Below are 24,792 nucleotides of genomic sequence, written 5' to 3' on the forward strand. Positions count from 1 at the left end.
TCCATGTCTGCCACCCTTGTCTGGCTCCGCGACGACCTCCGGCTGGATGACAATCCGGCACTGGCGGAGGCCGCCGCCCTGGGCACGCCCCTGACCGTTGTCTATGTCCTCGACGAAGAATCGCCCGGCATCCGGCCCCTGGGCGGCGCCGTGAAGTGGTGGCTTCACCACTCCCTGGCGCGGCTCGCCGTCGCCCTCCAGGCCGCGGGCTCGCGCCTGGTGCTCCGCCGCGGCCCTGCCGGACAGATCATGCGGGAGCTCGCGGCGGAAACCTCTGCCGACACCCTGCTGTGGAACCGCCGCTACGGCGAACCAGAACGCAGCATCGACGCCGGACTCAAGAGCTGGGCCACCACGGAGGGCCTCAGCGCCACGAGCTTCCAGGCCAACCTCATGTTCGAGCCGTGGACGGTGCGGACCGGCAGCGGGGGGCCCTACAAGGTGTTCACGCCGTTCTGGAGGGCCTGCATGGCCGGCACGGAGCCCCGGCAGCCGCTCGCGGCCCCGGACCGGCTTCCCGCCCCGGCACCCACCCGCGACGGAGCCCTGCCGGCAAGCGAGCCGATCGAAAGCTGGGCGCTGCTCCCCCGGACTCCCGATTGGAGCGCCGGGCTGGCCGGGACCTGGGTGCCGGGAGAAGCCGGCGCCCATCACCGACTGGCGGATTTTGTGGACGGCCCGGCAGCAGAATACGGGACAGGCCGCGACATTCCCGGCGTGGAGGGGACCAGCCGGCTGTCCCCCCATCTGCGCTTTGGAGAAATCAGCCCCTTCCGGATCTGGCACACGCTGCGGGAACACTTTGCGACGGGGGCACCGGCCGACGTCGGGGTCTTTCGTTCCGAACTCGGCTGGCGGGAATTCTGCTGGCAGCTGCTCTACGAGAACCCGGACCTGGCGACGCAGAATTATCGGCCCGAATTCGACCGTTTCGAGTGGCAGACGCCGTCGGGAGCCGAGCTGGAGGCCTGGCAACAGGGCCGCACCGGGTACCCGCTGGTGGACGCAGGCATGCGCCAGCTCTGGCAGACCGGCTGGATGCACAACCGCGTCCGGATGGCGGCAGCTTCCTTCCTGGTGAAGAACCTGCTGGCCGACTGGCGCTTGGGCGAGGCGTGGTTCTGGGACACGCTGGTGGACGCCGACGCCGCGAGCAACCCGGCGAACTGGCAGTGGGTCGCGGGTTCTGGCGCCGACGCCTCGCCGTATTTCCGGATCTTCAACCCGGTCACGCAGAGCAAGAAGTTCGACGCCGCCGGCCGTTACCTGCGCGGGTACATTCCCGAGCTCTCCGCGCTGGATGACAAGGCCGTCCACGAGCCGTGGAAGGCCGACGGCGCAGCCCTCGGGTACCCGCCACGCATTGTGGATCTTGCCGAGTCCAGGGCCCTTGCCCTGGCGACCTACCAGCGGCTCAAAGACGGCTGACGACTGGCTGACGGGCAGGTCCGGGCCGGGTAGGCCCGGGCGGGACCCGCGGGCCTACGCGGACAACAGAAAGGCCCGGATCATCAGATCCGGGCCTTTCGTGTACCGCTGGTGTTTCTTGGTTGCGGGGACAGGATTTGAACCTGTGACCTCTGGGTTATGAGCCCAGCGAGCTACCGAACTGCTCCACCCCGCGTCGCTTGATCAACTCTACCCTAGTTTCGGAGGCGCCATGACCACCTACCGGTCCGGGCCCGGCCCGGCGCCATCGCCTCCTCACGAAGGCATCCCCGACATGTCCGGCTTCACGAAAGGTCCCGGCGCGTCACTTTTTCGCGTTGAGCGTTCCACGGGCGATACTGTCGGCGGAGTGGGTTGGATCCCCGTTGTAGGGCTGGTCTGAGATGTCAACGATGGGGTACTGGGCCAGGTCGATGCCGGCAGGGATGGTGAAGATGCCGGAATCACCGTCGAGGACCCCCAGGCTGACCATCTTGGACAGATCGGCGGATCCGACCCACACTCCCCGGAATCCGGCGATGTGGTCGTTGGAGAGCCGGATCATCAGTTGGCGGGTTCCATCCGGGAGTCGCTCCACTTGCGCATCTCCGCCCCCGGTGTGCGTGGGCAGCGGCGTTAACGGCGCTCGGGCGACGACGATGGATGCGGGGCCCGACTGGGTGGAGGAGGGGGCCGGCGTGCCCGTGTGTCCGATGACTCCGGCGGCGATCCATCCGGCGGCCGTGCCGAGAACGATGCCGGCCGCAGCTGCCATCATCCAGAGCCCGGGACGGACGGCCCGATTTTTGGCCCTGGGCCGAATTGGAGTCGATGCCGACGCTGTTGTGCTGCCGTTGTTCGGGGGCGCTTGCTCCGTGGCTGGGCCGATGGCCGACCGCTCCGGGGGTCCACCGGGCGCTACGGAGTGCTGGCTCAGGGGATCCGTCGCGAGCGCCGGGGAGAGCCCGAGGGCTTGATGGATGGCGGCCCAGTTCTGGCTGCCGGGTTGCTCGAGTTCGATGCCCGTGGAATCGAGCGTGGCTATGTGCACGGCGTGTTGCAGGCCGCGGAGGGTTTCGCTGCACACGGGGCAGCTGGCGAGGTGGTCTGCGTCGGCGTCTGTGCCCAGGGGTTCGCCGAGGGCCATCAGGCTGAGGAGCTCGGCGTCAAGGTGTTCCATGTTCCACCTCCAGGCGGGTGCGCAATCGGGTGAGGCTGCGCCGAATGTGGCTTTTGACGGTACCGAGCGGCAGATTCAGGCGCGAGGAGATCTGGTCGTGCGTCAGGTCTTCGTAGAACGCCAGCCGCATTATTGCCTGCTGCGGGTCCCCTAAATGTTCCAGTTCTTCGTCCAGGGTCAGGCGGTCGGCGACCTCTTCGACGTCCCCGGCATCCGGTCGGGCAGCGGGGTCAACAGCCAGGAGCATGGCCGCTTGCTCGAGATGGCGCTGGCGGTTGCGGGCAGACAAGGCATCGGAGATGGCATTGCGGGCGATCCCGATCAGCCAGGCGGGCAGGCGTGCCGCCTCCGGGCGATAACTGGTCCGTGATTTCCAAGCCCGGATGAAGACCTCCTGGGTGACGTCGTCGGCCGCGGCACGTTCTCCCAAGGTTCGCAGCGCCAGCGTGTAAACCAGCGGACCAAACCGGCGGTAGGCTTCCGCGAGGACGCGTTCATCGCCGCCGGCAAATGCGTGATCGAGACCGGCGTCCCAATCATTCGTTGCGGCAGCCTCCACCGGGTGCTCCTTTGAGCGGCTACGGGTCCTCTTGGAGCACATTATGCCGCTCGCATTGGGGCTCCGCCACGGTCGAATGGCGGCGGTTGGCCGAAACGACATTAACCACGCCTGCCGGTGGGACCGCAGTCGAAGCGGTCCCACCGGGCAAGAGAACGTGACGGCGGCACGAGCCCTAGGAGCCTACTCGTCGTCGCACCCGTCTCCTTGTGATGACGAGTTCACAACCTGGACGGCCACTTTGAGGTTCTTGGCCGCGAGGCTGCCCCACGCGTAGACAATGGTGTTTTTCCCCGCGGTGATCTTGACGTGGGCGGGGCCGATCAGCGGGGCTGTGGTTCCGGCGGCGGCGACCGAGGCGGAGACGGTCCCGGCCTTGAGGGTCAGCGTCTTTTGATGCGGGTTGATCAGTCCCTTGATGACGGCGGTCTTTCCGGCGAGGACGTCGACGGCCGGTGCGGCGGCGACGTGCCGGACGGTCAGCTTGCCCTTTCCATCCGGGCTGGCGGAGGTGTCATTGGTGAAGAGCGTGGCCGTCGGTTTCCCGTTAGCGGCCAGGTGTGCCACCGCCGTATAGTCCTGGCCTGCTTCCAAGTCGACCGTGACGGGGCCAATGACGGGGTTGGCCGCGCTGGTGGCGTTCGCCCCGGTGATGGCAATCTTGTGGTCGCCGTCGGGGACGTTCAACGGGCCCGCCAGCGTGCCCGGCTTGAAGTTGTCCAGGGCGCGCTTGCCGTCGAGCCAGACGTCGACGGTAAGGCCCGGGACGCCGTGGAGGACCGAGAGTTTCGCTGTGCCTTCGTCGCGGTGATGCGTGCCGGCCTGGGCCGGTGCGGCCAAGGTCAGTGCTGCCAGCAGCGTCATCGCTCCGGCAACTGCAGAAAGTTTCTTGCGCATTTCCAACTCCTAGGGGATGCCCGCATGGGGGCTGTGGTTGTGCTTACACCCTTACTACCGGCCGAAGGCCTTACACGGATGCACGGCCACGGAAGTTTTTTGTCCTTGTGGCGGCCCTGGCCGCATCAGGACTCCGGATATTCGGGTGGTGGCCTTTGCCGCCCACACCGAGCTCAGGACGACGCCTTTCGCCGACCGGGGCGCCTCTGGACCCGATTCCGGGTTATAGGACAAAACGTGTGTATGGGAGGGGCTTCCTTCCCAGTCGTGGCGGGCGAAATCAGGGATAGCTAAGCTTTGGGAGCTTAGGGTGGCTGGGGTGCTTGTATATCTCTGGAATGTCTGATTTGCGGTCGGACGCTGGTTCGTAATGGGAAAACGGCTGCGGGAAAGCAGCGATACCGGTGTCTGGATTGCGGGGCTAGCCGCTCGGGTGAACGCCCGGATGTGAGTCGGCGTGCGGAGCTGGAAGCGTTTCTGGGGTGGCTGCTGGGCAGCGGCAGCCAAGCAGGTGTTGTCGCGTTCGGCACGCCCCGGTCGTTCCGGCGCCGCACGGAGTGGTGCTGGAACATCGCCCCGAGATTCCGGCCACGGGCGAGATCCACAACCAGATTCAGATCGACGGGATCTATGTCGGCTCGTGGTGCTGTCTGATCGCGATCGCCGGAGAGCACGTGATCGGCTGGCGGTGGTGCGACACTGAAAAGAAGGCCGCCTGGGCCGCCCTGCTGCAGCGGTTCCCCGCACCGCGGGTCGTGATCACCGACGGCGGATCCGGGATCGCCGCGGCGTTGTCTGATTGCTGGTCCGATACCGCCGTGCAGCGCTGCCTGGTCCATGTCCAACGCAACGTGCGGACCTACCTGACCAGCCGGCCCAGGACCGAGGCCGGCAAAGCCCTGCTGCGCCTTGGCCGGGCTCTGACACGGATCAGCACACCGGCACAGGCCGCTGCGTGGCTTGGTCACCTCAACGACTGGTACCAGAGCCACGGCCAGCTGGTCCGGGCACGAACCTACCGCAGCAACACCGCCATGGCGCCGGCGTGGGTGCGGGCGAATCAGACCTGGTGGTTTACCCATGACCGGCTTCGCAAGGCCTACCGTCTCCTGGAACGGCTCAGTCAGGCAGGGACGTTGTTCACCTACCTGCGCACCGAGTTCACAGGCCTTGGCATCGCCTCCACGACCAACCGGATAGAAGGCGGCACGAACGCCCAGCTGCGACTGCTGCTCCAGGCCCACCGCGGGATGAGCGAAGACCACCAGAAGCGGGCCATCGAGTGGTACCTCTACCTCCACAGCGAAAGCCCGGCCCAGCCCGCCCGGCTCATCCGGCCAGAGCACCACACGCCCAAACGCCCACCGGCACCGACAGCCCCCGAACAACCACACGGACCCGAGGAATACGGCATCTCAGCCACCGCAGAAGAGGGTCTCTGGGCCAGAAAAGGCTGGGCAGGACGCACCTGACACGCGCGGGATTTACACACGTTTTGTCCTATAACCCCCGATTCCGGCCCCTGGGACCCGTATTAGCGGCGTGTCCGTGCCAAAGTGCCCCCGGTGCGCATCCGCCGGGAGGCCAAGGGAGCCTGAGTCCGATAGCTCAGGGGCCCGGCGGGACGGCCCCCGTCATGCGCGGGGTTTCCACACTTCTGTCCTACAACCCATAACCCAAGGCTTGACCCAATTCCCCGGCTTAAAACAAAAGGTCCGAAACACTGTTTCCAGTGTTCCGGACCTTTTCTCCAGTTGCGGGGACAGGATTTGAACCTGTGACCTCTGGGTTATGAGCCCAGCGAGCTACCGAACTGCTCCACCCCGCGTCGCAAGATCAACTCTACCTGCCGGTGAACTTGGGGCCAAATCGAGGTGACGTGATGTGCATCTCGCCGCCTGCCGCACTCCCCCGGCAAAGGACAGGCCGGGCCCGATCCTCCGCGGAGGGCAAGCCCGGCCTGTCCGTTTGCAGGCAGTGCGCCTGTATTTGGACTCAGCAGCCTTAGCCGCCGGCCGCAGTTGACGGGGTGGCCGACGGGGTGGCTGACGGGGCCGGCGAGGCCGTACCAGCCGTGGGCGCCGTGGTTTCCAGCTTCGCTTCGGCTTCGAGCGCCTTCTGCAAGGACGCCGCAAGCTTCTTCTGCTGTTCACCGTAGGTAGCGAAGTCGCCCTTCGCCAGTGCCTCCTGGCCCGCCTTGATCGCGGCGTTGGCATCGTCGAGGGCGGCCTTCAGGTCCGCCTTCGCCGTCGGGGTCCCCCCGGGCGCCGTCGGGCTGGACGGAGTTTGCCCGTTATTCGGTTGGTCTCCTGCCGCGGCTCCCGAGTTTCCGCCGAACAGCTGGTTCAATGCCTCATCCAGCGTGGGCGCGAACCCGATCTTGTCGCCGAACGCCACCAGGACCCGCTGCAGCGTCGGGTAGGAGGTCTCGCCCGTTGAACGCAGATAGACAGGCTGGACATATGCCATACCGCCGCCCACCGGCAGCGTCAGGAGGTTGCCGTTGAGCACCGCCGACGCACCCTGGCGCAGCAGGTTGAGGGCCTGCGAAACGGTGGGGTCGGAGTTGAACTTGTTCTGTGCCTGGCCGGGGCCGGGGACCTGGGTCTCCGGCGGGATCTGCAGGAGCCTGAGCTGGCCGTAGCTGTCCGCCTTCACGCCCTTCTGGTTGCCTGCATCCGAATCCGCGGCCAGGTAGCCGTAGAGCACGTTGCGGGCGTTGCCGTTGACCACCTGCGGAATGAATGACGAGGTCAGCTGGAACGCCGGCTTGCTCTGGTCGGGCATTTTCAGCGACATGTAGTAGGGCGGCTGCTTGACCTCGTCCTTGACGGTGGGGTCGTTGGGCACGGACCACGCATCGTTGTTGGTGTAGAAGGCGTCCGGATTGGTCACGTGATAGCGGCCCAGAAGTTCGCGCTGGACCTTGAACAGGTCTTCCGGGTACCGCACGTGGCTCATGAGCGCACCGGACATCTCGGAATACGGCTTCAGCGACGTCGGGAAGATCTTCTGCCAAGACTTCAACACCGGGTCCTGGGTGTCCCAGGCGTACAGCGTCACGGAGCCGTCATAGGCGTCCACGGTGGCCTTGACCGAGTTGCGGATGTAGTTCACCGAGTTGTTCGGCAACGCTACCGTCCTGTTGGCCGCGGTCTGCGAATCGGCCGTGGCGGCGGAGAGTTGCTCCTGCTGGGAGTAGGGGAAGTACGGGCTCGTGGTGTACCCATCCACGATCCACTTCACCCTCCCGTCGACAACGGCGGGGTAGGCATTGCCGTCCACGGTCAGGTATGGAGCGACCTTCTCGACGCGGTCCCGCGGGTCGCGGTCGTAGAGGATCTGGGAGTCGGCGTTCACGCCGTCGGAAAGCAGCAGGTCCGAGGACTGGAACTTGATCGCGTAGAGGATCTTGTTGAAGAAGCTGCCCACGTTCGGGCCGCCGTTGCCGGTGAACGTGTACTGCGTATCGCTTTCGCCTTCCTTGCCCGCGGGCCGGTCCTGCTCGCGGTGCGGTGCACCGGCCGGGGCGCCCACGATCGAGTAGTCGGGCGAGTTCTGCCCGAAGTAGATGCGGGGCTGATAGGTCGAATCGTTGCCGAGCACGCCCGTGGTCGGGATGCCCGCCTGCAGGAATTCCGGCTTGCCGTCAACGGTGAACTTGTTGCCCTTGGCCGCGACGACGCCGTAGCCGTGCGTGTAGACCACGTGCCGGTTCAGCCAGGATTGCTGGTTCGTGGCCAGCCCGTCCGGGTTCAGCTCGCGGACGGCGATGACCGTGTCCTGGGTCTTGCCGTTGATCTGGTACCGGTCCACATTCAGGGCGCTGGGGAACTGGTAGTAGGGCCGGTACTGTTCGAGCTGCGAGAACGCATCCGAGATCAGGTTCGGATCCAGGAGGCGGATGTTGGCCGTGGTCTGCGCATCGGGGGCCAGCGCCCCGGTGGTGGCGTTGGTGGTGGCGTTGTACCGCTTCTCCTGGACCTTATCCAGCCCGTAGGCGGCACGGGTCATGGCGATGTTCCGCTTGATGTAGGGGTTCTCCAGGGTCTGTTCCGAGGGCCGGACCTGGAACTGCTGGATGACCCAGGGGTAGACGCCACCGGCCAGGATGGCCGTGATGATGAGCATGGCGGTGCCGATCACCGGAAGCCGCCACTTACCGATCACTGCGGCGACGATGAACAGGACAGCCACGATGGCCGCCGCCACGGCCAGGATGGCCTTGGTCGGAATCACGGCGTTCACGTCCGTGTACAGCGCGCCGGCCCAGCGTCCGCCGCTGTTCTGCACCGTCGAATAGCGGTCAAGCCAGAAATTAATGCCCAGCAGGACCAGGAAGGCGGCGCCCGTCACCGCCAAGTGGATCTGCGCGGCGCGGCTGGTGAAGATCCCGCGTTCCATGATCCGGATGCTGCCGTAGAGGTAGTGCGTGAGGATGCCCGCGAGCCCCGCGATCACCGTGACGCTGATGAGGAACCCGGTGACGAAGCCGAGGAAGGGAAGCGTCATGAGGTAGAAGCTGATGTCCAGGCCGAACTGCGGATCGTTCTGGCCGAAGGGCTCCTGGTTGAAGAACAGGAGGACTTTCTGCCACTGGCTGGCGGCGGCGCTGCCGGCAAAAAGTCCAAAGAGGATGGGAAGCCCCACCATCACGACGCGCCGGACGGGTTCGAGTTGGACCTGGTACCGGTTCAGGTTGTCCCGGACCTCCGAGTCAGGCGCATAGACCGGCCGCGCGTGGTAGGCAATGCGGATGGCGAAGAAGACAGCCGCAAACATGACGGCGAAGCCGGTCAGGAAGATCCCGATCCGGGCCAGGTTCTCGGTCATGAACACTTCGAAGAAGCCCAGTTGCTGGTACCAGAGAACATCCGTCCACACGTTGGCGAAGAAGATGAATCCGACCACTATCAGGGCCACGATGATGAGCGTCGGCGTCAGGGCGCCGCGTCGTGTCTGGGGTCTTCCGGGCGGGACAGTGCTGGCGGGACGGGACAAACTCGGTACCTCATAGCTGGTCGTCTACTGCTGGTTTTTTAGTTATTGGTCGCTGCTGTGACTCAGTCCTGCGACCACGTACCGGCATTGCAGGGTTGATGCATTGTAACGGCCGCCATCGCCGTTCCGTCAGGGTCCCACGGCAGGCTCCCGAAGAGACGGCGGCGGCCGTCATAAGTGCCACGAGTGAGGCCGGCGCTTAGTTCCGCGGTCAGTCTAGCTGCCGGTGCAGACAGGGAGACCGGATGTGTCGCCACCTGACGCGGCCAGTTCAACGGCTTTTCGCGCCTCGGTCAGGTTCTCCACCTTGACCACCTGCAGGCCGCCAGGAACGTGGCCCACGACGTCGTCGCAATTGGCCGCCGGTGCCAGGAAGAGCGTGGCCCCGCCGGACCTCGCCCCCTGCATCTTCTGGGCGATCCCGCCGATGGGTCCCACGGCGCCGTCCGGGGTAATCGTTCCGGTCCCGGCGATGTGTTTGCCGCCGGTGAGGTCCCCCGGCGTGACGGTGTCGATGATGCCAAGGGCGAACATCATGCCGGCACTGGGGCCGCCCACCTTGTCGAGGGAGATCTTCACGTCAAACGGGAAGGTGAACTTGTACTGCAGCAAGACGCCAAGGATGTAGCGGCCCGCGCTGTTCTTCGCCGGAGTGACGGTGACCTGCGCCTGCTTGCCGGCGCGTTCCACAACGACCTTGACCTGCTTTCCCTTGCCGGCGGCCAGGTCCGCCTGAACGACGCCGAGGGCAGTGATGGGCTTGCCGTTGATGGAAACCAGGATGTCGCCTGTTTGCAGAAGGCCCTTCGACGCGGAGTCATCCGGCAGGCCGGCCACCTGCATTCTCTGGCCGAACGGAATATTCAGTTCTTTCAGTGCCGCGGCGACGGCGTTCTCCTGCGAGGTGGTCATGGCTGTGGCGCTCTCCTGCTGCGACTGTTCTTTCGTCACGCCGGTGGGGAACAGCAACTCCTGGGGGTAGACGGCCTTGGTCCCGTTGAGCCACGCGGAAAGGGCCTCAAACACGTTGACGGGACCGTTGGGACCGCCGTCGACATAGACCGTGGTGAGGTCCAGGTTGCCCTTGGCCGGAAAAGTCTCATGGCCGGTCACGCTGATGACCGGCTTGCCGTTGTCCTGGCCAATGGTGTTGAAGGTAGGGCCGGGAGATTCGACCACATAGGGTACCGGCAGGCTCACCGCGGCGATACCGAGGGCCAGGGCGAGCAGCCCCGAGACCAGCATGGCCGAGGACCGGTTGCCGCGCTTCCCGGGAACGCCGGTGCCTGCTGTTCGCTTCCCCCTACCCCGGACCGGGCCGGGCGCTGGGTCGCTGGCGGGCTGTTCACCTTGGGTGACTGTCATTGAACGACCTCTCCGTGCCGGCGCGGGGGCAGCGGCCCCTGACAGGATTCCCTGCAAGGACAAGCCTGCCAAGACATCCTGAAAGGACGCCGGGACCACGCACCTGGGCCGCAGCCTAACCCGGCTGCCGCATGCAAATATTCCAACTTCCAACACTACGCCCTTGCTGCCCCGGACCGTTCTTTGCCTACAGCGAACGTGGCGTGGTTTCGGCAGACAGCCGCTCTCGCCGGGGGGTACCGTGAAGTTGAGAAACAGCCACACCGACGATCGGCGGGATCATGACCTCCAACCCACTCAATCCGTCCAATGGCGATGAGGAACCCAAGGATCCCCTGGCCGAAATGCTCAAGAACCTGATGGGCGGGACGGGCATGGGCAATATCGACCCGGCCGAACTCGCGAAGGCGGCCGGCCTCCCGGACGATCCGAACCTGCTGGCCCAGATGTTCTCGCAGGTACAGGCGATGATGAGTGCCCCCACGGAGGGGCCCGTCAATTGGCAACTGGCGCATGAGAACGCCCGGCGGGTCGCGGCCAGCGGATCCGACCCGTCGGTCACCGCCCAGCAGTCGCGCGAGGTCGACGAAGCCCTGCGGCTGGCCGAACTCTGGCTTGACCAGGTCACGGGACTCCCGGCGACAGGACTGATCGGCCGGGCCTGGTCCCGTGCCGAATGGGTCGAGGAAACCCTGGGCACGTGGAAGCGGTTGACCGAGCCTGTGGCCAACAGCATTGCCAATGCGCTTTCCGCCGCCATGACCGAGCAGATGCCCGAGGAAATGAAGGCGATGATGGGCGGCGCGTCCTCCATGATCCAGAACATGGGCGGGGCGATCTTCGGCATGCAGCTCGGCCAGGCGATCGGTGCGCTCTCGGCCGAAGTGGTCAGTTCAACGGACATCGGCGTTCCGCTGGCAGACCTTGAAATGGCGCTTCTGCCGGCCAACGTGGCGAAATTCGGTGAGGGCCTCAGCCTGCCGGAAAATGACATCCGCCTGTTCCTCGCCGTGCGCGAGGCGGCCCACGCCCGTCTTTTCGTCCAGGTCCCCTGGCTGCGCGGACATCTCCTCAGCGCGATCGAGGCCTACGCCCGCGGTATCCACATCGACACGTCCAAGATCGAAGAACTCGCCCGCGAGATCGATCCGAGCAACCCCGAGGGCATCCAGGAGGCGCTCTCACAGGGTGTCTTCATGCCGCAACGCACGCCTGCCCAGGAACAGGCCCTCGAGAAACTGGAGACGGCCCTCGCCCTGGTGGAAGGCTGGGTGGACGAATTGACCTGGGGCGCCACCGAGAAGCTCCTGCCCTCGGCCTCTGCGTTGCGCGAGACCGTCCGGCGGCGCCGGGCGACCGGGGGTCCCGCGGAACACGCGTTCTCCTCGCTGGTGGGGCTCGAACTGCGGCCGCGCCGGCTCCGCGAGGCCGCCACACTCTGGGCCTCACTCAAGGTTGAACGCGGGATCGAGGGCCGTGATGCCGTCTGGCAGCACCCGGATTTGCTGCCCACGGCCGAGGACCTGGACGATCCCCAGGGCTTCAGCGAACGCCGAAAGCTTGCCGAAGCCAGCGACAGCGAGGTGGATGACGCTTTGCAGAAGCTCCTCAGCGGCGGCTTCGACGAGCCCGCGGACGCCGGGGCGGAGGACACCGGGGCGGAGAACCCCGGAGCCGACCAGCAACCGTCTGCCCACGACGACGCCGACCGCCAGGACGGCGGACCCGACGTCGGCCGTCAGGAGGACGGGACCGACGAGGGCAAGCCCGAGGAGGGCAGCGACCCCAAAGCCTAGAGGGCCGGGCCGGGTCGCCGCAGCGCGCCCCGGCCCGTTGAACGCTAGTGTGCCCCGGCCGGGACTTCGGTTCCGTCCGGGGCATCGTCGTATCCGCCACCGGGCGCCAGGCCGCGTGACGTCGCGAACGATACCCCTTCAAGAAACGCCTTGGCCCGCTCCGTCTCGGGGTACGCCGCCAGCAGCCGCCAGAACGCGGCGTCGTGCCCGGCGACCAGGAGGTGAGCGAGTTCGTGGAGCAACACATAGTCGATGACCCACTGAGGCATGGGCTGCAGCTTCACCGAGAGCCGGATGGTTCCCTCCGACGGAGTCGCCGAACCCCAGCGCGAATTCTGGTTGGTGACCCAGCGGACCGAAGACGGCACCGCCCTGCCGCCCAGATACTTCGCTGAGAGTTCGGCGGCGTGGGCGGCGAGATCGGCGTCAGAGCGGGGCCGCCGCCGGCCGGAACCGCGCGCACCTCGGGCACCTTGCAGCCGGAGTTTTTCCAGCATGCGGTGGACCCATTCGCGTTCCTGGGCCCGGCTGAACGAGGCGGGGATGGCGACCACGGCGGTGCCATCTTCCCAGAATGCGGCGACGGTCCGGCGCCGACGAGCGGACCGGCGCACCACCACCGGGGCGCCGTCGGCGGTGGTCAGCGGTGTGCCCGCGGCAGGGTCCTTCCCGGTTCCGGGCATCTTTGCACCGGGCATCACTGGACCGGGCATCACTGGACCGTGCTTTCGGCCAGGACGGTCAGGACGGCCTCGCCGTACTTCTCCAGCTTGGACGGACCCACGCCGGCGAGTTTGGCCAGCTGTTCGAGCGAGTCGGGGCGGGCCTCGGCGATGGCGGTCAGTGTGGCATCGGTGAACACGACAAACGCCGGCACGTCGGCCTCGAGGGCGACGTCCTTCCGCCATTGCCGCAGTGCCTCGAACGTCTGTTCCTCGTAGCTGGGCGGGCACTGGTTGCAGCGTCCCACTTTGCGTTCCGCGCCGCTGGAGAGCATGCTGCCGCAGACCCGGCACGACGCCGGGACGGCAGCCTTCCGGCGCGGCGCCGCGCCCTTGCCGCGAAGCTGCGAGCTGGCCACCGAGTCGGGGCGCAGGCCGTCCAGGAAGCGTGAAGGCTTGCGGTTGGCCCGCCCGCCCGGTGTCCTGGCGGTGGACCAGGACAGGAACAAGTGTTCGCGGGCACGGGTGATGCCCACGTAGAGGAGCCGGCGTTCCTCGTCCACCGATTCGGGGCTGTCCGCGAACGAGATCGGCATGAGCCCCTCGCTGAGCCCCACCAGGAACACCGCGTCCCACTCCAGGCCCTTGGCGGCGTGCAGCGACGCCAGCGTGACGCCCTGGACGGTGGGTGCATGCTGGGCAAGGGAGCGTTCCTGGAGTTCGTTGACGAAGTCGGAGAGGCTGAACTGCTCCCCCCGGCTGACAACGAGTTCGTCGGCGAGGGCCACGAGGGCGGCTAGCGATTCCCACCGTTCCCGCAGTGCCCCGCCGCTGTGCGGCGCCGCGTCGGTGTAGCCCAGGGAGGCCACGATGTCGCGCACCAGCTGCCCAAGCGGCTCGGGAGAGGCGGTTTCGGCTACAGCCCGGGTGGCGGCCCGGAGCTGCAGGATGGCGTCCCGGACTTCCTTCCGGGCGAAAAACCGCTCACCGCCGCGCAGCTGATACCCGATCCCCGCCGAGGCAAGCGCCTGCTCGTAGGCTTCGGACTGGCCGTTGGTGCGGAAGAGTACGGCGACCTGGCTGGCCGGTGTGCCGGCGTCGAGCAGTTCGCGGATCCGGGCGGCGACCGTGGCGGCCTCGGCCTCGTCGTCGGAGCATTCGGTGAACTGCGGCACGGGGCCCGCTGGCCGCTGCGCCACGAGCTGCAGGGGCGTGGCCCAGGCGGCGTCCGCCGCGGGGCCCCCGCTGCGCCGGCCGGCGAGGAGGTCGTTGGCGAGCTTGACCACCTGCGGGGTGGACCGGTAGTCCCGAATCAGCTTGACCACATGGGCCTCGGGATACATGGCCTTGAAGCCGAGCAGGTGCTTCGGCGAGGCACCCGTGAAGGAATAGATCGTCTGGCTGGCGTCGCCCACGACGCAGAGGTCGTCGCGGCCGCCGAGCCACAGCTCCAGGAGCCGCTGCTGCAGCGGGGAGACGTCCTGGTACTCGTCGACGACGAAGTGGCGGTACTGCTCCCGGACGGTCGCGGCCACCTTCGGGTCCTCCTGCAGGATGCCGACGGTGATCAGCAGCACGTCCTCGAAGTCGATGACGTTGCGGTCCGTCTTGACGTCCTCATAGGACTGGAAGACCCGAGCCACGGCTGTCAGGTCGAATCCGCCCGGATTGCCGCGGCCCTGGGCGTTTTCCAGATAGTTCGCCGGAGTCAGCATGGAGACCTTGGCCCACTCGATTTCGGAGGCGAGGTCCCGGATGGACGCCCGGTCCGTGCTGAGGCGGAGCCGCCGCGCGGCCTCGGCAATCATCTGCGCCTTGTGGTCCAGCAGGTTGGGGAGCGTGCCGCCGACCGCCTGCGGCCAGAAGAACTGCAGCTGGCGCAGCGCCGCAGCGTGGAAGGTGCGGGCCTGGACGTTGCCGACACCGAGGTCACGGAGCCGGCTGCGCATCTCGGCGGCAGCCCGGGCTGTGAAGGTGACGGCCAGGAGCCGCTGCGGGCTGTAGACCCCGGAGTGCACGCCGTAGGCGATCCGGTGCGTGATGGCGCGGGTCTTCCCAGTCCCGGCGCCGGCAAGCACGCACATGGGCCCCTGCAGGGTGCTGGCGACCTCGCGCTGCTCGGCATCGAGGCCGCCGAGGATCCGTTCCTCCAGGGAGCGGGTGTCCGGTTCGGGACCGGCCTCGGTGGTGGCGTCCGCGGGCCCGGCGGGCTCGGCGGCGGGAAGCGTGCTGAAGTTTAGTTTCTCTGTAGTCACTTTTGCTGCTCAGTCGGTAGTCGGTGTCCTGCGGATGGGGACAGGCCGGTGTGTCAGGCGCTGTCTGCGGCGTCCTGAATGACGCCGCCGTACCAGTGTTCGATGAGGGACCGGGCGATGGAGAGTCTGCTGGAAATGACGATCTCGCCGCTGAGGACCGCCTCCTGCAGTTCGCTCCGGCTGAACCAGCGCGCCCGGGTGACTTCGACGCCGTCGGGCCGGGCTTCGGTGTCCGCGGTGGTGGCCGTGAAGCCGAGCATCAGCGAGGCGGGGAACGGCCAGGACTGCGAGCCGAGGTACTGGGAGGCGGTAACGCGGACCCCGACCTCCTCGGCGATTTCGCGCTGCACGGCCTGTTCGAGTGACTCCCCCGGTTCGACGAAGCCGGCGAGGGTTGAATAGTTACGGGCGTCGAGCGGACCGCCGCCGCCGAGCAGCAGCCGCCCGTCGGGACCCACCACGGTCACGATGATGGCCGGATCCGTCCGCGGATAGTGCTCGGAGTTGTCGGCCGGGCACCGGCGCACCCAGCCGCCGGCTTCCGGCTGCGTGGGGGCACCGCAACGCGGGCAGTGGGTGTGGGTGGCATGCCAGTTGGCGATCGCGCTGGCCTCGATGAACAACGCCGTGTCCGTCGCGTTCAGGCGGGCGGCCACCTCACGGAAGCCGGCCCACTGCGCGTCGCCGGGGATGCCGGCCACGTGGGCTTCAAACTCCTCGGCCCTGACTTCGAACTGCGCCGGCAGAACGAAGAGGACGAGCTCGGTGCCGGCGTCGAGGTCCGAACCAGCCAGGGCTGAGCCCAGATAGATCACGTGCTCCGGAGCGTACGGGGTCTTCGCCAGATGCCCGGCGAGCTCGGCCGCGTCCAGGAGTACGAGGCTGTTCCCGCTGACCAGCGCCTGCCGGCCGGAGAGCACGACGGCGCGTGCCGAGCCTGATCCGACCAGTTCCGCCAGCATTCCGGGTTTCAGCCGGGCCGCCGATCCGCGGTCGACCAGGGCCGGGCGCACCGGAAGAACCGTCTCCATCAGGTGGTTTGCCGGCAGCTGCTGCACCGGAGGCACCGCACCGTCGGGCGACGACGGTTCAGAGGGCGTCTGCCCTGATGCTGTTGAAGACGATGCCGGTGAAGACGATGCCGTTGAAGATGCCGGTGACTCCGCAAGACTCATACCCCCACCGTACTGACTCGGGCAGACAATTGACATTTGCCGTCCGCGCGGCCGCGCGTACTGCGGCAAGCGCGGAACGGGTCCTCTGTCCCGAATTCAGCGCAGGTTTAGCTCTGATTTGGCCCCGATCTCAAGACTCGCCGGAGTGCATCGCCGTCTTGGGCGCCGCTCAATCTACCGTGGAAGGGTGAGAAGGAAACCAATCGAACTGGCAGCTGTAGCAACTGCGGCGGTACCCGGCCTGACCCCGACCGCCGTCAGTTCCGCGCCTGACGATCCGGCAGACTTCGATGCGGCGCTCCTGCTGGATTCAGAGGGCAAGCGATGGCGCGTCCGCTCCCCCCGGCATGCCGAGGCCAGCGCCCGGCTCGAAACCGAATTCCTGGTGTTGCGGGCGTTCGCTCCCGGTATCCGGGCCGAGCTGCCGTTCCTCATGCCCACCGTGGCGGGAACCGTCCGGCAAGGCCAGCTGAGCACCTTCGTGTACTCCCATCTGGCCGGCGCTACCCGCTCCCTCGACGACCTCAGCAACGGTTCGCCGACCCTGGCGCGGGAGATCGGGGCCGCGCTGGCGGCTATCCATGACCTCCCGCGGTCCATCGTGAGCAACGCCGATCTGCCCAGCTACACTCCTAACGAATTCCGCCAGCGGCGCCTGAACGAACTCGACCAGGCCGCCACCACCGGAAAAATTCCGCCGCTGCTGCTGCTGCGCTGGGAGCACGCCATGGAAGACGTTTCCCTCTGGCGTTTCAATCCCTGCGTGGTTCACGGCGACCTCCATGAGGACAACCTGCTGGTGGACGGCGACCGCGTGACCGCCGTGACGGGCTGGACCGACCTCCGCATTGGCGACCCGGCCGACGACATGGCGTGGCTGGTCGCCTCGAACGAACAAGACTTTGTGAACGCGGTCCTGGACCACTACACCTCCAGCCGGCGCGACGTACCCGACGTCCACCTGCTGCGACGGGCAGCACTGTCCGCCGAGTTCGCCCTGGCCCAGTACCTTGTCAAGGGCATGGCCGCCGGCAACCAGGACATGATCGACGAGGCAGAATCCATGCTCGCCACGTTGGCCGAGGACGTCGCGGAACACGGCGGCCAGCCCATCAGTGTGGAACCGCTGCCGAAGGTGGAACCGCTGCCCAAGACGGTCCCCGCACCTGAGCCCGGTGCAGAACCAGCCAAGGCCGGTTCCGGCGCGCCCACCGCGGGCAGCAAAGTCACACTGCTGCCCTTGGAACCGGCACCCGGCGCCGCCGCGGAGATCGGTGCCAAGCCCGCTGTACACATCGCACCCATCCCCCAGGAAGCGGAGGACGCCGGCTCGCGGGCCGCCGCGCAGCCTGTCGCAGACACCGACCCTGCCCCGGATCCCGGCGCAGGGTCACGCGAAGCGGACGACGCCGGCTCCGGCGCCGATTCCGGCGATTCCGGCGATTCCGGCGATTCCGGCCAAAGCGATACCGGAGCCGCGGTTCCCGCTGCCGACGATACCTCGACGCAATCAATTTCCATCGTGCCGCAGGATTCAGCCAGCCAGCCAAAATCGGGCGACAACACGGCAACCACCGCCATCCCCGTGGTGGACGCCACGTCCCGCTAGGGCCGCGGACGGGATTCCTCGGGCGCTCCCTCAGGCGCCCCTTGCTTCCGTTGTCCTCCCCAGCGCCGCGGCCACAATCCCTTCGAGTTTCTCCGCCGAGCCGAGGTCATGCGGACGGACCACCTGGTTGTCGGCCACATAGTAGAACGCTGCCCGGACGTCCTCCAGCGGGACCGCTTTGAGCCGGGCCCAGGCCAGGCGGTAGACGGCGAGCTGCACGGCCTTGACCTTCAGCTGGGCGGCCGAGGGGCGGCGCCCGGTTTTCCAGTCCACGAGGTCCCAGCCGCCGTCGGCATCCCGGAAGACGGCGTCGATCCGGCCCCGGACCACGACGTCGCCGATTCTCGTCTCCACCGGGACCTCGACATGGGCCGGGGCACGGTGCGCCCACTCGGACTGGCGGAACGTTTCCACCATGGAATCCAGGCCGTAGGCCTCGTCGATGTGGTCGTCGGCACCGGCTGCCTCGCCCAGATCCAGCATGCCGGCAGCGCCGAAGTATTCTTCCACCCACGCGTGGAAGGCCGTGCCCTTGCGGGCCGACATGCCGGGTTCGCGCGGGACCGGCCGGCGCAGGCGGGCCACGACGGAACCCGCGTCGTCGTCAAGGTCCACGAGGGTGGACGCCGAGATATGGCCGGGCAGATGCACGTCTTGGACCACTGAACGCCGGGAGCGGCGTTCCAAGAGGGTGGCCGCCTCCTGCGCCCATCCGGCCGCGGGCCCGCGCAGGAGGGGCACCCGGTTGTCGTTCCCGCCGGCAGCGCTGAGGGCCGAGCCCCGCTCCGGATCGACATCCATCGCCTGCAGGACCCGGGCCGCGGCTGATTCCATCGCCGCCCGGCGGCCCGGGACAAGCCTCAGCCGTTTGCCGGTCCGGGGGTCATAGGGCCCCTCGAGCGGATCGTAGGGCCACGCGGCGACTTCGAGTTCGGACGTCAGGGGGCTTTCCGCCGGCAGCGCATCCTCGGTGACGGACAGGGGGTGGATTTCGGCGGCACCGTCTGCGGTGAGCCCCTCGAGCTCCGCAAGGAAAGGCGACATCTCGGCCAACCCGGCGCGGGATCCCACCCAGGCGGCACTTGACATCCAGAGCACATGTTTGGCCCGCGTGTAGGCCACATAGGCCAGGCGCCGTTCCTCTGCTTCACCGTGTGTCTGGACGGCGGACTTGAACTCCTTCTCGGCGTCGAGCCAGCCCTTCTGGTCCGGCTGGTCCAGGTCCCATTGGGGCAGGTCGGCGCGGTCGCCGCGCAGCGGCCACGGCAAAGCCGCACTTCCGCTGCTCCACCGCGAGTCCCGACTGCTGGGGAAGGCCCCGGAGTTGAGCCCGGGAACGAACACCACATCCCACTCCAACCCCTTGGACGCATGAACTGTCAGGAGCTGGACGGCCTCGTGGTTCACTTCCGGCGCCGCGGCATCGAGACCGTTCTCCTCGGCCGCCGCGGCTTCGAGCCAGGCGAGGAACGCCAAAACGTCCACCCGCTGGGCGGTGTGCAGGAACCCGGCGGCGGCGTCCTGAAAGGCGTCGAGGTTCCGGCGTGCCTGGTGGATGCTGACCCCGGGCCGGGCCGCTACTTCAATATCCAGGAGCATGGCCCGTTCGACCTCGCCGAGCAAGGTGGTGAGGTCATCCCCCATGTAGCTGCGCAACTGCCGGAGTTCGTCCGAGAGCCGTTGCAGGCGGCCGCGGGCCTCGGGGCTGAGCCTGCGGCCATGCGCCGAGGTCCACCCGTCGCGGGGCAACCAGTCCAGGGCTTCCACCAGGCTGGCGGAGTCCGTGATGTCCCCCTCGATGACGGCCTCATCGCCTGCCTCCGGACCGTCGTCGGCAGCGTCCGGGCTGCCGGGACGGCCGCGGCGGCGGGCAAGGAAACTGGACCAGTCCCTCAGTGCCATCAGGTCTGCGGGGCCGATCCGCCACCGGGCCCCGGCTAGCAGGCGCATGAGGGAGTCAGAGCGGCCGGGATCGGCCAGGACCCGGAGGGTGGCGACCAGGTCGATGATTTCGGGGGTATCCAGCAGCCCGCCGAGCCCGACGATCTCATACGGAATGCCCCGGAGCTCGAACTCACGGCGGATGCATTCCATCTGGGCCCGACGGCGGCAAAGGACGGCCATGGCCGGAGGCACCGGGTCCGCCTGCGCGGCGTCGAAGTCCGTCACCCGGAACTTCAGCACGTCCCCGGCGATGGCCGCGGCCTCGGCTTCGTCCGTGGCGAACCGTCCCATCACGACCCTGCCCTGGACGGCGGCCGGGCTGGGCTGCAGGGGCGGGACCTCGACGGCGTCGGCCGTTTCCCGGGCACCGGCGGCCCCGAGGGCCGCCGCCGCCTTGCTTAACGGGGCCGAGATGAGGTTGGCGGTGGCGAGGATGTTGCGTCCGTTGCGCCACGCGGTGGTCAGGTACGATGTCGGCGCCACGGCAAAGCGGGCCGTGCCGGCAGCGTCGCCACCCGCATGTTCGCCCGCGCTCGTGCCCTCCCCGCTGACCCGGACCGGGAATTCGCGGACGAAGTGGAAGAGCTGTCCGGCGGATGCTCCCCGGAAGCCGTAGATGGACTGGTTCGGGTCCCCCACCGCGGTGACGGCATGGCCGTCGCCGAAGAGCCGGGAGAACAACACCAGCTGGGCGTGCGAGGTGTCCTGGAACTCATCGAGCAGCACCACCTTGTAGCGTTGGCGCTCGGTTTGGGCGGCGACCGGAATCTCGTTGGCCACCCGCGCCGCCAGGGCGACGAGGTCGCCGAAGTCCAGGGCACCGCGGGCGCGCTTCGCCGCCGAATAGCGGCCCACCATGTCCGCGACGCTGGCCCGGGTTCGCAGCATGGCGCTGAGCTCGCCGGCGGCCTGGGTGGGGTTCTTCTTGGCCTCGGCCATGTAGGGAAGCGACTCGAACGCGTTGACTCGTTCCAGCAGCCAGCCACGTACCTGGGCGGGGTCCTGCAGGTGCTCCGCGCATTCCCCGGCCAGTTGGATCACGGCCTTGACGAGTGTCGATTTGGCGGACCGGAAGTGTTCGTAGTCGCCGTCAAAGGCCTCCACGACCTCGCTGGCGAGCTGAAACGACTGGGCGCCGCCGAGCAGCACGACGTCGCGTTCGACGCCGAGGCGGAGGCCATAGTCAGACACAATGCCGCTCGCGTACGAGTGGTAGGTGGAGACCTTCGGTTCCAGCGCATCCGCGCTCAGCAGCCCGGCCGGGAAGACCGTGTTCCCGGTGTCGGCCGCCGCGATGCGCTGCAGCGCGGCCAGCTTGGCCCTGATCCGGGAAGCGAGTTCGCCGGCGGCCTTGCGGGTGAAGGTGACGCCGAGCACTTCCTCCGGCCGGACCCACCCGTTGGCCACGAGCCACACCACCCGGTCCGCCATGGTGGCGGTCTTCCCCGAGCCCGCCCCTGCGATGACGAGCCGCGGTGTGAGGGGCGAGGAAATGATCAGGGACTGCTCGGGCGTGGGCCGGTTCTTCTCCCCCAGCATCTCGGACAGCTCCTCGGGGCTGAAGCGCGGCTCGGGCAGCGCACCGGCGGCCGGAGCCGGCTGCGGGTCGGCGTGGCCGGATTCCGGCGCCTCGGGGGTCATTCGGTAACCTGCTTTCCCCGCACGCACAGCGGGCACACTTCGGGCAGCCGGCAGCCGTGGCCGCCGTGGCCTCCCTTGGACGGATCATGGCGAGCCTGGAAGGTACTGCCGGACATCACTTTGGCGGCGTCGCCGACCATCTCCAGCGCCCAGTTGTCCTGCGGGTCCAGCGGGGCTTGGGCTTGGATGCCGGGGCTCTTGGTGGTGGTGCCGAGCTGGGCGAGGACCGCGCCGCCCGGCAGCGGCGGCGGACCGTCGTCGGGACCCGGGAATCCCCCGGCCAGCACGGCGGCCTGGTAGGCGCCGAGCTGCGGATGGCGTTCCAGGTCCGCTTTCCCGGGCTGGCGTTTCCCGGTCTTCAGGTCCACGATCACGAGCCGGCCTTCGGCGTCGATCTCCAGCCTGTCGACCTGGCCGCGGAGCACGGCGGGCCGCGCTGGACCAATGCTCCCGCTGTCGCCGGGCTCGGAGCCGGCGGATCCGGCGGACCCGGCAGCGTCCTCCGCAGGTATGTCGGGCAGCTTCACCTCGAAGTCCTGTTCGACGCCGACCAGGCTCCGGCCCTCGCTGCGCATGAGGAGGACGTACTGGGCGAGCTTGCGGACCATGGACTCGGCACGCTGGAAGTCCAGCTTGCCTTCCCAGTTGTCTTTCATGCCCAGCGTGGGCCAGCGCCGGACGAGTTCCGCGACGTATTCGCTTCCCGCGGCGTCAGGGAGGTCCTGCGCGATGGCGTGGACCAAGGTTCCCAGGCTGCGGGCAAAATCCGTCGCTGCTTCTCCGCCCGCGGCCTGGACGAACCAGTCCAGCGGCGATTTCTGCACGGTTTCGACCTTTGAGGGCGACACGAAAACGGTTCCGCCCGGGGGAACAACGGGTTCGTCCGAAGATAATCCGGCCAGTCCCCACCAGCTCGCCGGGTGCGCGCCCGGCACCGGCGGCTGCGCCGTGGCCAGCACCCCCAGCACAGTCGCGGCTTCGGCCGACTCGGCAGTTCTGGGGTCGTGTTGGGCGTACTGGCGAAGCTCCGCGACCAGTGCCCGGAGGGTCAGCGGACGCTCGACCGGGGTGAAGCCGCGCCGGTCCTGCCCCGGGCGCAGCGGCGCCACATAATCCAGGAACGAGGACGGTTGCTCGTCTTCCGAGGACACTGCCGTGCAGATCAGCACCTCGCGGGCGCGGGACACCGCGGTGGAAAAGCTCCGGAGTTCGTCATAGCGGATTTCGCGTAAGCGGCTGAGCGGATCCAGCTGCAGGGCATAGTCCACGCCATGTTCGACGGCGTCGGCGAACAGGGTGCTGCCGAGCAGCTCGCCGCGCAGCCGGGTGTTGGGCCACACGCCTTCCTGCAGCCCTGGCACGATCACCACCGGCCACTCCCGTCCCGCGGCACTGGCGGGGGTCATGAGTTCCACGGCGTCTTCCAGCTGCGCCCTGGCGGCCAGGGTGTCCATCGGGAGCTCCTGGCTCAGCAGGTATTCCAGGAACTGCTCCGGACCGGAGCCGGGCAGCTGGTCGACGAAGCGTTCGGCGGTATGGAACAGCGCCATCATGGCATCCAGGTCGCGGTCGGCGCGGGCTCCGGCGGATCCTCCGGCCAGGGCGGCCTCGGTCCAGCGGGCAGCCAGGCCGGTGGAATGCCAGAGTGCCCACAGCACCGTCTCGGCGTTGGCCCCGGGGGCCTCGGCGGCGTCCCGCCCGGCCCGGATCATCCGGGCGATCCGCCGCGCCGAGTGGCCCTCGATGCCCAGGGTTGCCAGTTCGCCGGGCTCCAGGAGTGCCTCGACCAGGAGGGCGTCGCTGGTGCGTCCGCCGCCGCCCAAGAGTTCCTCGCGCCGGAGGGATTGCCGCAGCCTCCGCAATTCAATCGCCGTGGCGCCGCCGATCCGGGACGTCAGCAGGGAAACGGCGGACTCGGGTGTGAGCACCTCAGGGTTCAGGGCCACGGCATAGGCATCCAGCAACGGACGCACCGCGACCTCGTCCCGGACCGCGGATTCGGCGACGGGAATCCGCACCGGGATTCCCTGGCCGGCCAGGTACCGTTGCAGCTGGCTGAGTTGGCCGCCGTTGCGCACGATCACGGCGATGTCCCCGAGTTCCCGGGCGTCGTTCAGCTGCGCTTCGAGGATCCGCTGCGCCACATACCGCAGTTCGTGGACCGGGGAGGGCAGCAGGTGCGCCTCGACGGTTCCCGCGGGTGTGGGGTCCGGTTCGGGCTGCTCGAGCCGGCGCGCGGACTGCCCGCCGGAGCGGCGGGAGATGCGCCCGGCCACCGACAGCCACGACTCCGCCACGGCCGGGGCGTGCCGATGCGCGATCCAGAGCGGACGTTCCAGGATCTCCTCGCCGGTGCCCAGAAGCCGGGGAAGCTCCGCCACGAGGTCCGGACGTGCTCCGCGGAAGCCCTGGACTACCGTGTCCGGCGAGGCGGTGATGATGGCGTCCTTTCCGGCTGCAATGTCAGCGAGCAGTTCAAAGACCGCGGGGTTCGCCTCCTGGATGTCGTCCACGAGAATCAGCTGAAGGCGGTCGCGTTCGGCCGCGAGGAAATCCGGGGCGTCCTGGAAGATCTGCCGCGCGGCGGTGATGATGCCCGCGGGGTCGAAGGCCTCGGGCATGCGCAGGTCCAGGACGTCGCGGTACTCGGAGTAGAGTGCCGCCGCCGGAATCCAGTCGGGCCGGTTGCACTGCCGGGCCAGGCTGGCGAGGTCCTCGGCCGTCCGGCCGGATTCGATGATCCGGTCAAAGAGCTGGCGCACTTCCTGCCGGAAGCCGCGGGTCTGCAGGGCAGCGCCCAGGTCCTCAGGCCACGGCAGCTCGAGTCCTGGCAGCCCGTGCCCTTCGAGCAGTTCCTTGATGATCAGGTCCTGTTCCGGGCCGGAGAGCAGCTTCGGCTGGCGCGGCAGCGGCAGGATGCCGTCAGCCTTGGCGCGGCGGATCAGGTCGAAAGCGTAGGACGCCCAGGTGCGGGCCGGCGTCGTGCTCAAGCTTCGGTCCAGGCGGGCCGTGAAGCGATCACGAAGCGTATCGGCGGCGAGCCGTCCGGGAGCCAGGATGAGCATCCGCTCCGGGTCAAGGCCGTCCCGCTGGGTGCGGCGGACGGCGGCTTCGACGAGGACCGTCGACTTGCCTGTGCCGGGTGCGCCCGCCACTAGGACGGGGCCGGAACCGGACGGGACCTCCACGGCGAAGAGCTGGTCCGGCGACAGCACCGGGACCGCGCTGTGCTGGGTCCGGGGCGGCAGCAGGCGCAGCCCCGCGCCCGTTGCCGGACCTG

15 protein-coding genes and 2 tRNA genes are annotated in these 24,792 nt (G+C 68.0%); 5 read left to right on the forward strand and 12 right to left on the reverse strand.

The features are described 5' to 3' along the window. Positions 1 to 3: 3 nt before the first annotated feature. A complete protein-coding gene (locus tag AB4Y72_RS11685; RefSeq protein ID WP_441426326.1) occupies positions 4 to 1,428 on the forward strand; it encodes a cryptochrome/photolyase family protein in 1,425 nt (474 codons plus the stop codon). 119 nt (positions 1,429 to 1,547) lie between these two features. Here AB4Y72_RS11685 and AB4Y72_RS11690 read toward each other — a convergent pair. From AB4Y72_RS11690 to AB4Y72_RS11705, 4 genes are all read right to left on the reverse strand, one after another. Next, positions 1,548 to 1,624: transfer RNA gene (locus tag AB4Y72_RS11690), tRNA-Met, on the reverse strand. Positions 1,625 to 1,753: 129 nt separating this feature from the next. Next, on the reverse strand, positions 1,754 to 2,608 hold the full coding sequence (locus AB4Y72_RS11695) for an anti-sigma factor (protein WP_441426327.1): 855 nt from the start codon (positions 2,606 to 2,608) through the stop codon (positions 1,754 to 1,756). Next, the gene (locus tag AB4Y72_RS11700) at positions 2,595 to 3,167 is read right to left on the reverse strand and encodes an RNA polymerase sigma factor (RefSeq protein ID WP_441426328.1); all 573 of its coding nucleotides are present in this window, start codon (positions 3,165 to 3,167) and stop codon (positions 2,595 to 2,597) included. The genes AB4Y72_RS11695 and AB4Y72_RS11700 overlap by 14 nt, the downstream gene beginning before the upstream one ends. A 183-nt stretch (positions 3,168 to 3,350) precedes the next feature. Next, complete coding sequence (locus AB4Y72_RS11705) at positions 3,351 to 4,064, reverse strand: DUF4397 domain-containing protein (RefSeq protein ID WP_441426329.1); 714 nt, start codon at positions 4,062 to 4,064, stop codon at positions 3,351 to 3,353. A gap of 345 nt (positions 4,065 to 4,409) precedes the next feature. Here AB4Y72_RS11705 and AB4Y72_RS11710 point away from each other — a divergent pair, with 345 nt between their 5' ends. Both AB4Y72_RS11710 and AB4Y72_RS11715 read left to right on the forward strand, forming a co-directional pair. Then, on the forward strand, positions 4,410 to 4,718 hold the full coding sequence (locus AB4Y72_RS11710) for an IS1/IS1595 family N-terminal zinc-binding domain-containing protein (RefSeq protein ID WP_441426410.1): 309 nt from the start codon (positions 4,410 to 4,412) through the stop codon (positions 4,716 to 4,718). After that, positions 4,625 to 5,536, forward strand: a complete 912-nt coding sequence (locus AB4Y72_RS11715) for an IS1249 family transposase (RefSeq protein WP_441426330.1) — start codon at positions 4,625 to 4,627, stop codon at positions 5,534 to 5,536. Before AB4Y72_RS11710 ends, AB4Y72_RS11715 begins: the two co-directional genes overlap by 94 nt. Positions 5,537 to 5,818: 282 nt before the next feature. On the opposite strand, the gene AB4Y72_RS11720 is transcribed toward AB4Y72_RS11715, so the two are convergent. The 3 genes from AB4Y72_RS11720 to AB4Y72_RS11730 all read right to left on the reverse strand — a co-directional run bounded on the left by AB4Y72_RS11720 (position 5,819) and on the right by AB4Y72_RS11730 (position 10,430). Continuing rightward, positions 5,819 to 5,892 (reverse strand) — tRNA-Met (locus AB4Y72_RS11720). Positions 5,893 to 6,068: 176 nt separating this feature from the next. Next, positions 6,069 to 9,065: a UPF0182 family membrane protein gene (locus tag AB4Y72_RS11725; RefSeq protein ID WP_441426331.1), complete on the reverse strand. Its 2,997-nt coding sequence runs from the start codon at positions 9,063 to 9,065 to the stop codon at positions 6,069 to 6,071. 216 nt (positions 9,066 to 9,281) lie between these two features. Beyond that, positions 9,282 to 10,430, reverse strand: a complete 1,149-nt coding sequence (locus tag AB4Y72_RS11730; protein WP_441426332.1) for a YlbL family protein — start codon at positions 10,428 to 10,430, stop codon at positions 9,282 to 9,284. Between the two features lie 281 nt (positions 10,431 to 10,711). Here AB4Y72_RS11730 and AB4Y72_RS11735 point away from each other — a divergent pair, with 281 nt between their 5' ends. Continuing rightward, the gene (locus AB4Y72_RS11735) at positions 10,712 to 12,226 is read left to right on the forward strand and encodes a zinc-dependent metalloprotease (RefSeq protein WP_441426333.1); all 1,515 of its coding nucleotides are present in this window, start codon (positions 10,712 to 10,714) and stop codon (positions 12,224 to 12,226) included. Between the two features lie 44 nt (positions 12,227 to 12,270). Here AB4Y72_RS11735 and AB4Y72_RS11740 read toward each other — a convergent pair whose 3' ends face one another. The 3 genes from AB4Y72_RS11740 to nudC form a co-directional block, all read right to left on the reverse strand. Beyond that, positions 12,271 to 12,909: a M48 metallopeptidase family protein gene (locus tag AB4Y72_RS11740; protein ID WP_441426411.1), complete on the reverse strand. Its 639-nt coding sequence runs from the start codon at positions 12,907 to 12,909 to the stop codon at positions 12,271 to 12,273. A 29-nt stretch (positions 12,910 to 12,938) separates the two neighbouring features. Next, the gene (locus AB4Y72_RS11745; protein ID WP_441426412.1) at positions 12,939 to 15,041 is read right to left on the reverse strand and encodes an ATP-dependent DNA helicase UvrD2; all 2,103 of its coding nucleotides are present in this window, start codon (positions 15,039 to 15,041) and stop codon (positions 12,939 to 12,941) included. Between the two features lie 155 nt (positions 15,042 to 15,196). Continuing rightward, on the reverse strand, positions 15,197 to 16,201 hold the full coding sequence (nudC, locus tag AB4Y72_RS11750) for an NAD(+) diphosphatase (protein ID WP_441426334.1): 1,005 nt from the start codon (positions 16,199 to 16,201) through the stop codon (positions 15,197 to 15,199). A gap of 304 nt (positions 16,202 to 16,505) precedes the next feature. Between nudC and AB4Y72_RS11755 the strand changes: the two genes are divergently transcribed. Continuing rightward, entirely contained in the window at positions 16,506 to 17,927 is a 1,422-nt protein-coding gene (locus AB4Y72_RS11755; protein WP_441426335.1) for a phosphotransferase, read from the forward strand. Positions 17,928 to 17,957: 30 nt separating this feature from the next. On the opposite strand, the gene AB4Y72_RS11760 is transcribed toward AB4Y72_RS11755, so the two are convergent. Together AB4Y72_RS11760 and AB4Y72_RS11765 are read right to left on the reverse strand one after the other, a co-directional pair. Next, the gene (locus tag AB4Y72_RS11760) at positions 17,958 to 21,512 is read right to left on the reverse strand and encodes an ATP-dependent helicase (protein ID WP_441426336.1); all 3,555 of its coding nucleotides are present in this window, start codon (positions 21,510 to 21,512) and stop codon (positions 17,958 to 17,960) included. After that, positions 21,509 to 24,769 (reverse strand): ATP-dependent helicase, encoded by a 3,261-nt coding sequence (locus AB4Y72_RS11765; protein WP_441426413.1) that lies wholly within the window; start codon positions 24,767 to 24,769, stop codon positions 21,509 to 21,511. The genes AB4Y72_RS11760 and AB4Y72_RS11765 overlap by 4 nt, the downstream gene beginning before the upstream one ends. Positions 24,770 to 24,792 lie beyond the last annotated feature (23 nt).

The organism is Arthrobacter sp. YAF34, assembly GCF_052113245.1.
Taxonomy (GTDB): domain Bacteria; phylum Actinomycetota; class Actinomycetes; order Actinomycetales; family Micrococcaceae; genus Arthrobacter.

Coding starts and splice junctions, on each gene's coding strand:
- AB4Y72_RS11740 (WP_441426411.1), bottom strand. CDS start 12,909: ATGCCCGGAACCGGGAAGGACCCTGCCGCGGGCACACCGCTGACCACC.
- AB4Y72_RS11730 (WP_441426332.1), bottom strand. CDS start 10,430: ATGACAGTCACCCAAGGTGAACAGCCCGCCAGCGACCCAGCGCCCGGC.
- AB4Y72_RS11705 (WP_441426329.1), bottom strand. CDS start 4,064: ATGCGCAAGAAACTTTCTGCAGTTGCCGGAGCGATGACGCTGCTGGCA.
- AB4Y72_RS11695 (WP_441426327.1), bottom strand. CDS start 2,608: ATGGAACACCTTGACGCCGAGCTCCTCAGCCTGATGGCCCTCGGCGAA.
- AB4Y72_RS11735 (WP_441426333.1), top strand. CDS start 10,712: ATGACCTCCAACCCACTCAATCCGTCCAATGGCGATGAGGAACCCAAG.
- AB4Y72_RS11685 (WP_441426326.1), top strand. CDS start 4: ATGTCTGCCACCCTTGTCTGGCTCCGCGACGACCTCCGGCTGGATGAC.
- AB4Y72_RS11760 (WP_441426336.1), bottom strand. CDS start 21,512: ATGACCCCCGAGGCGCCGGAATCCGGCCACGCCGACCCGCAGCCGGCT.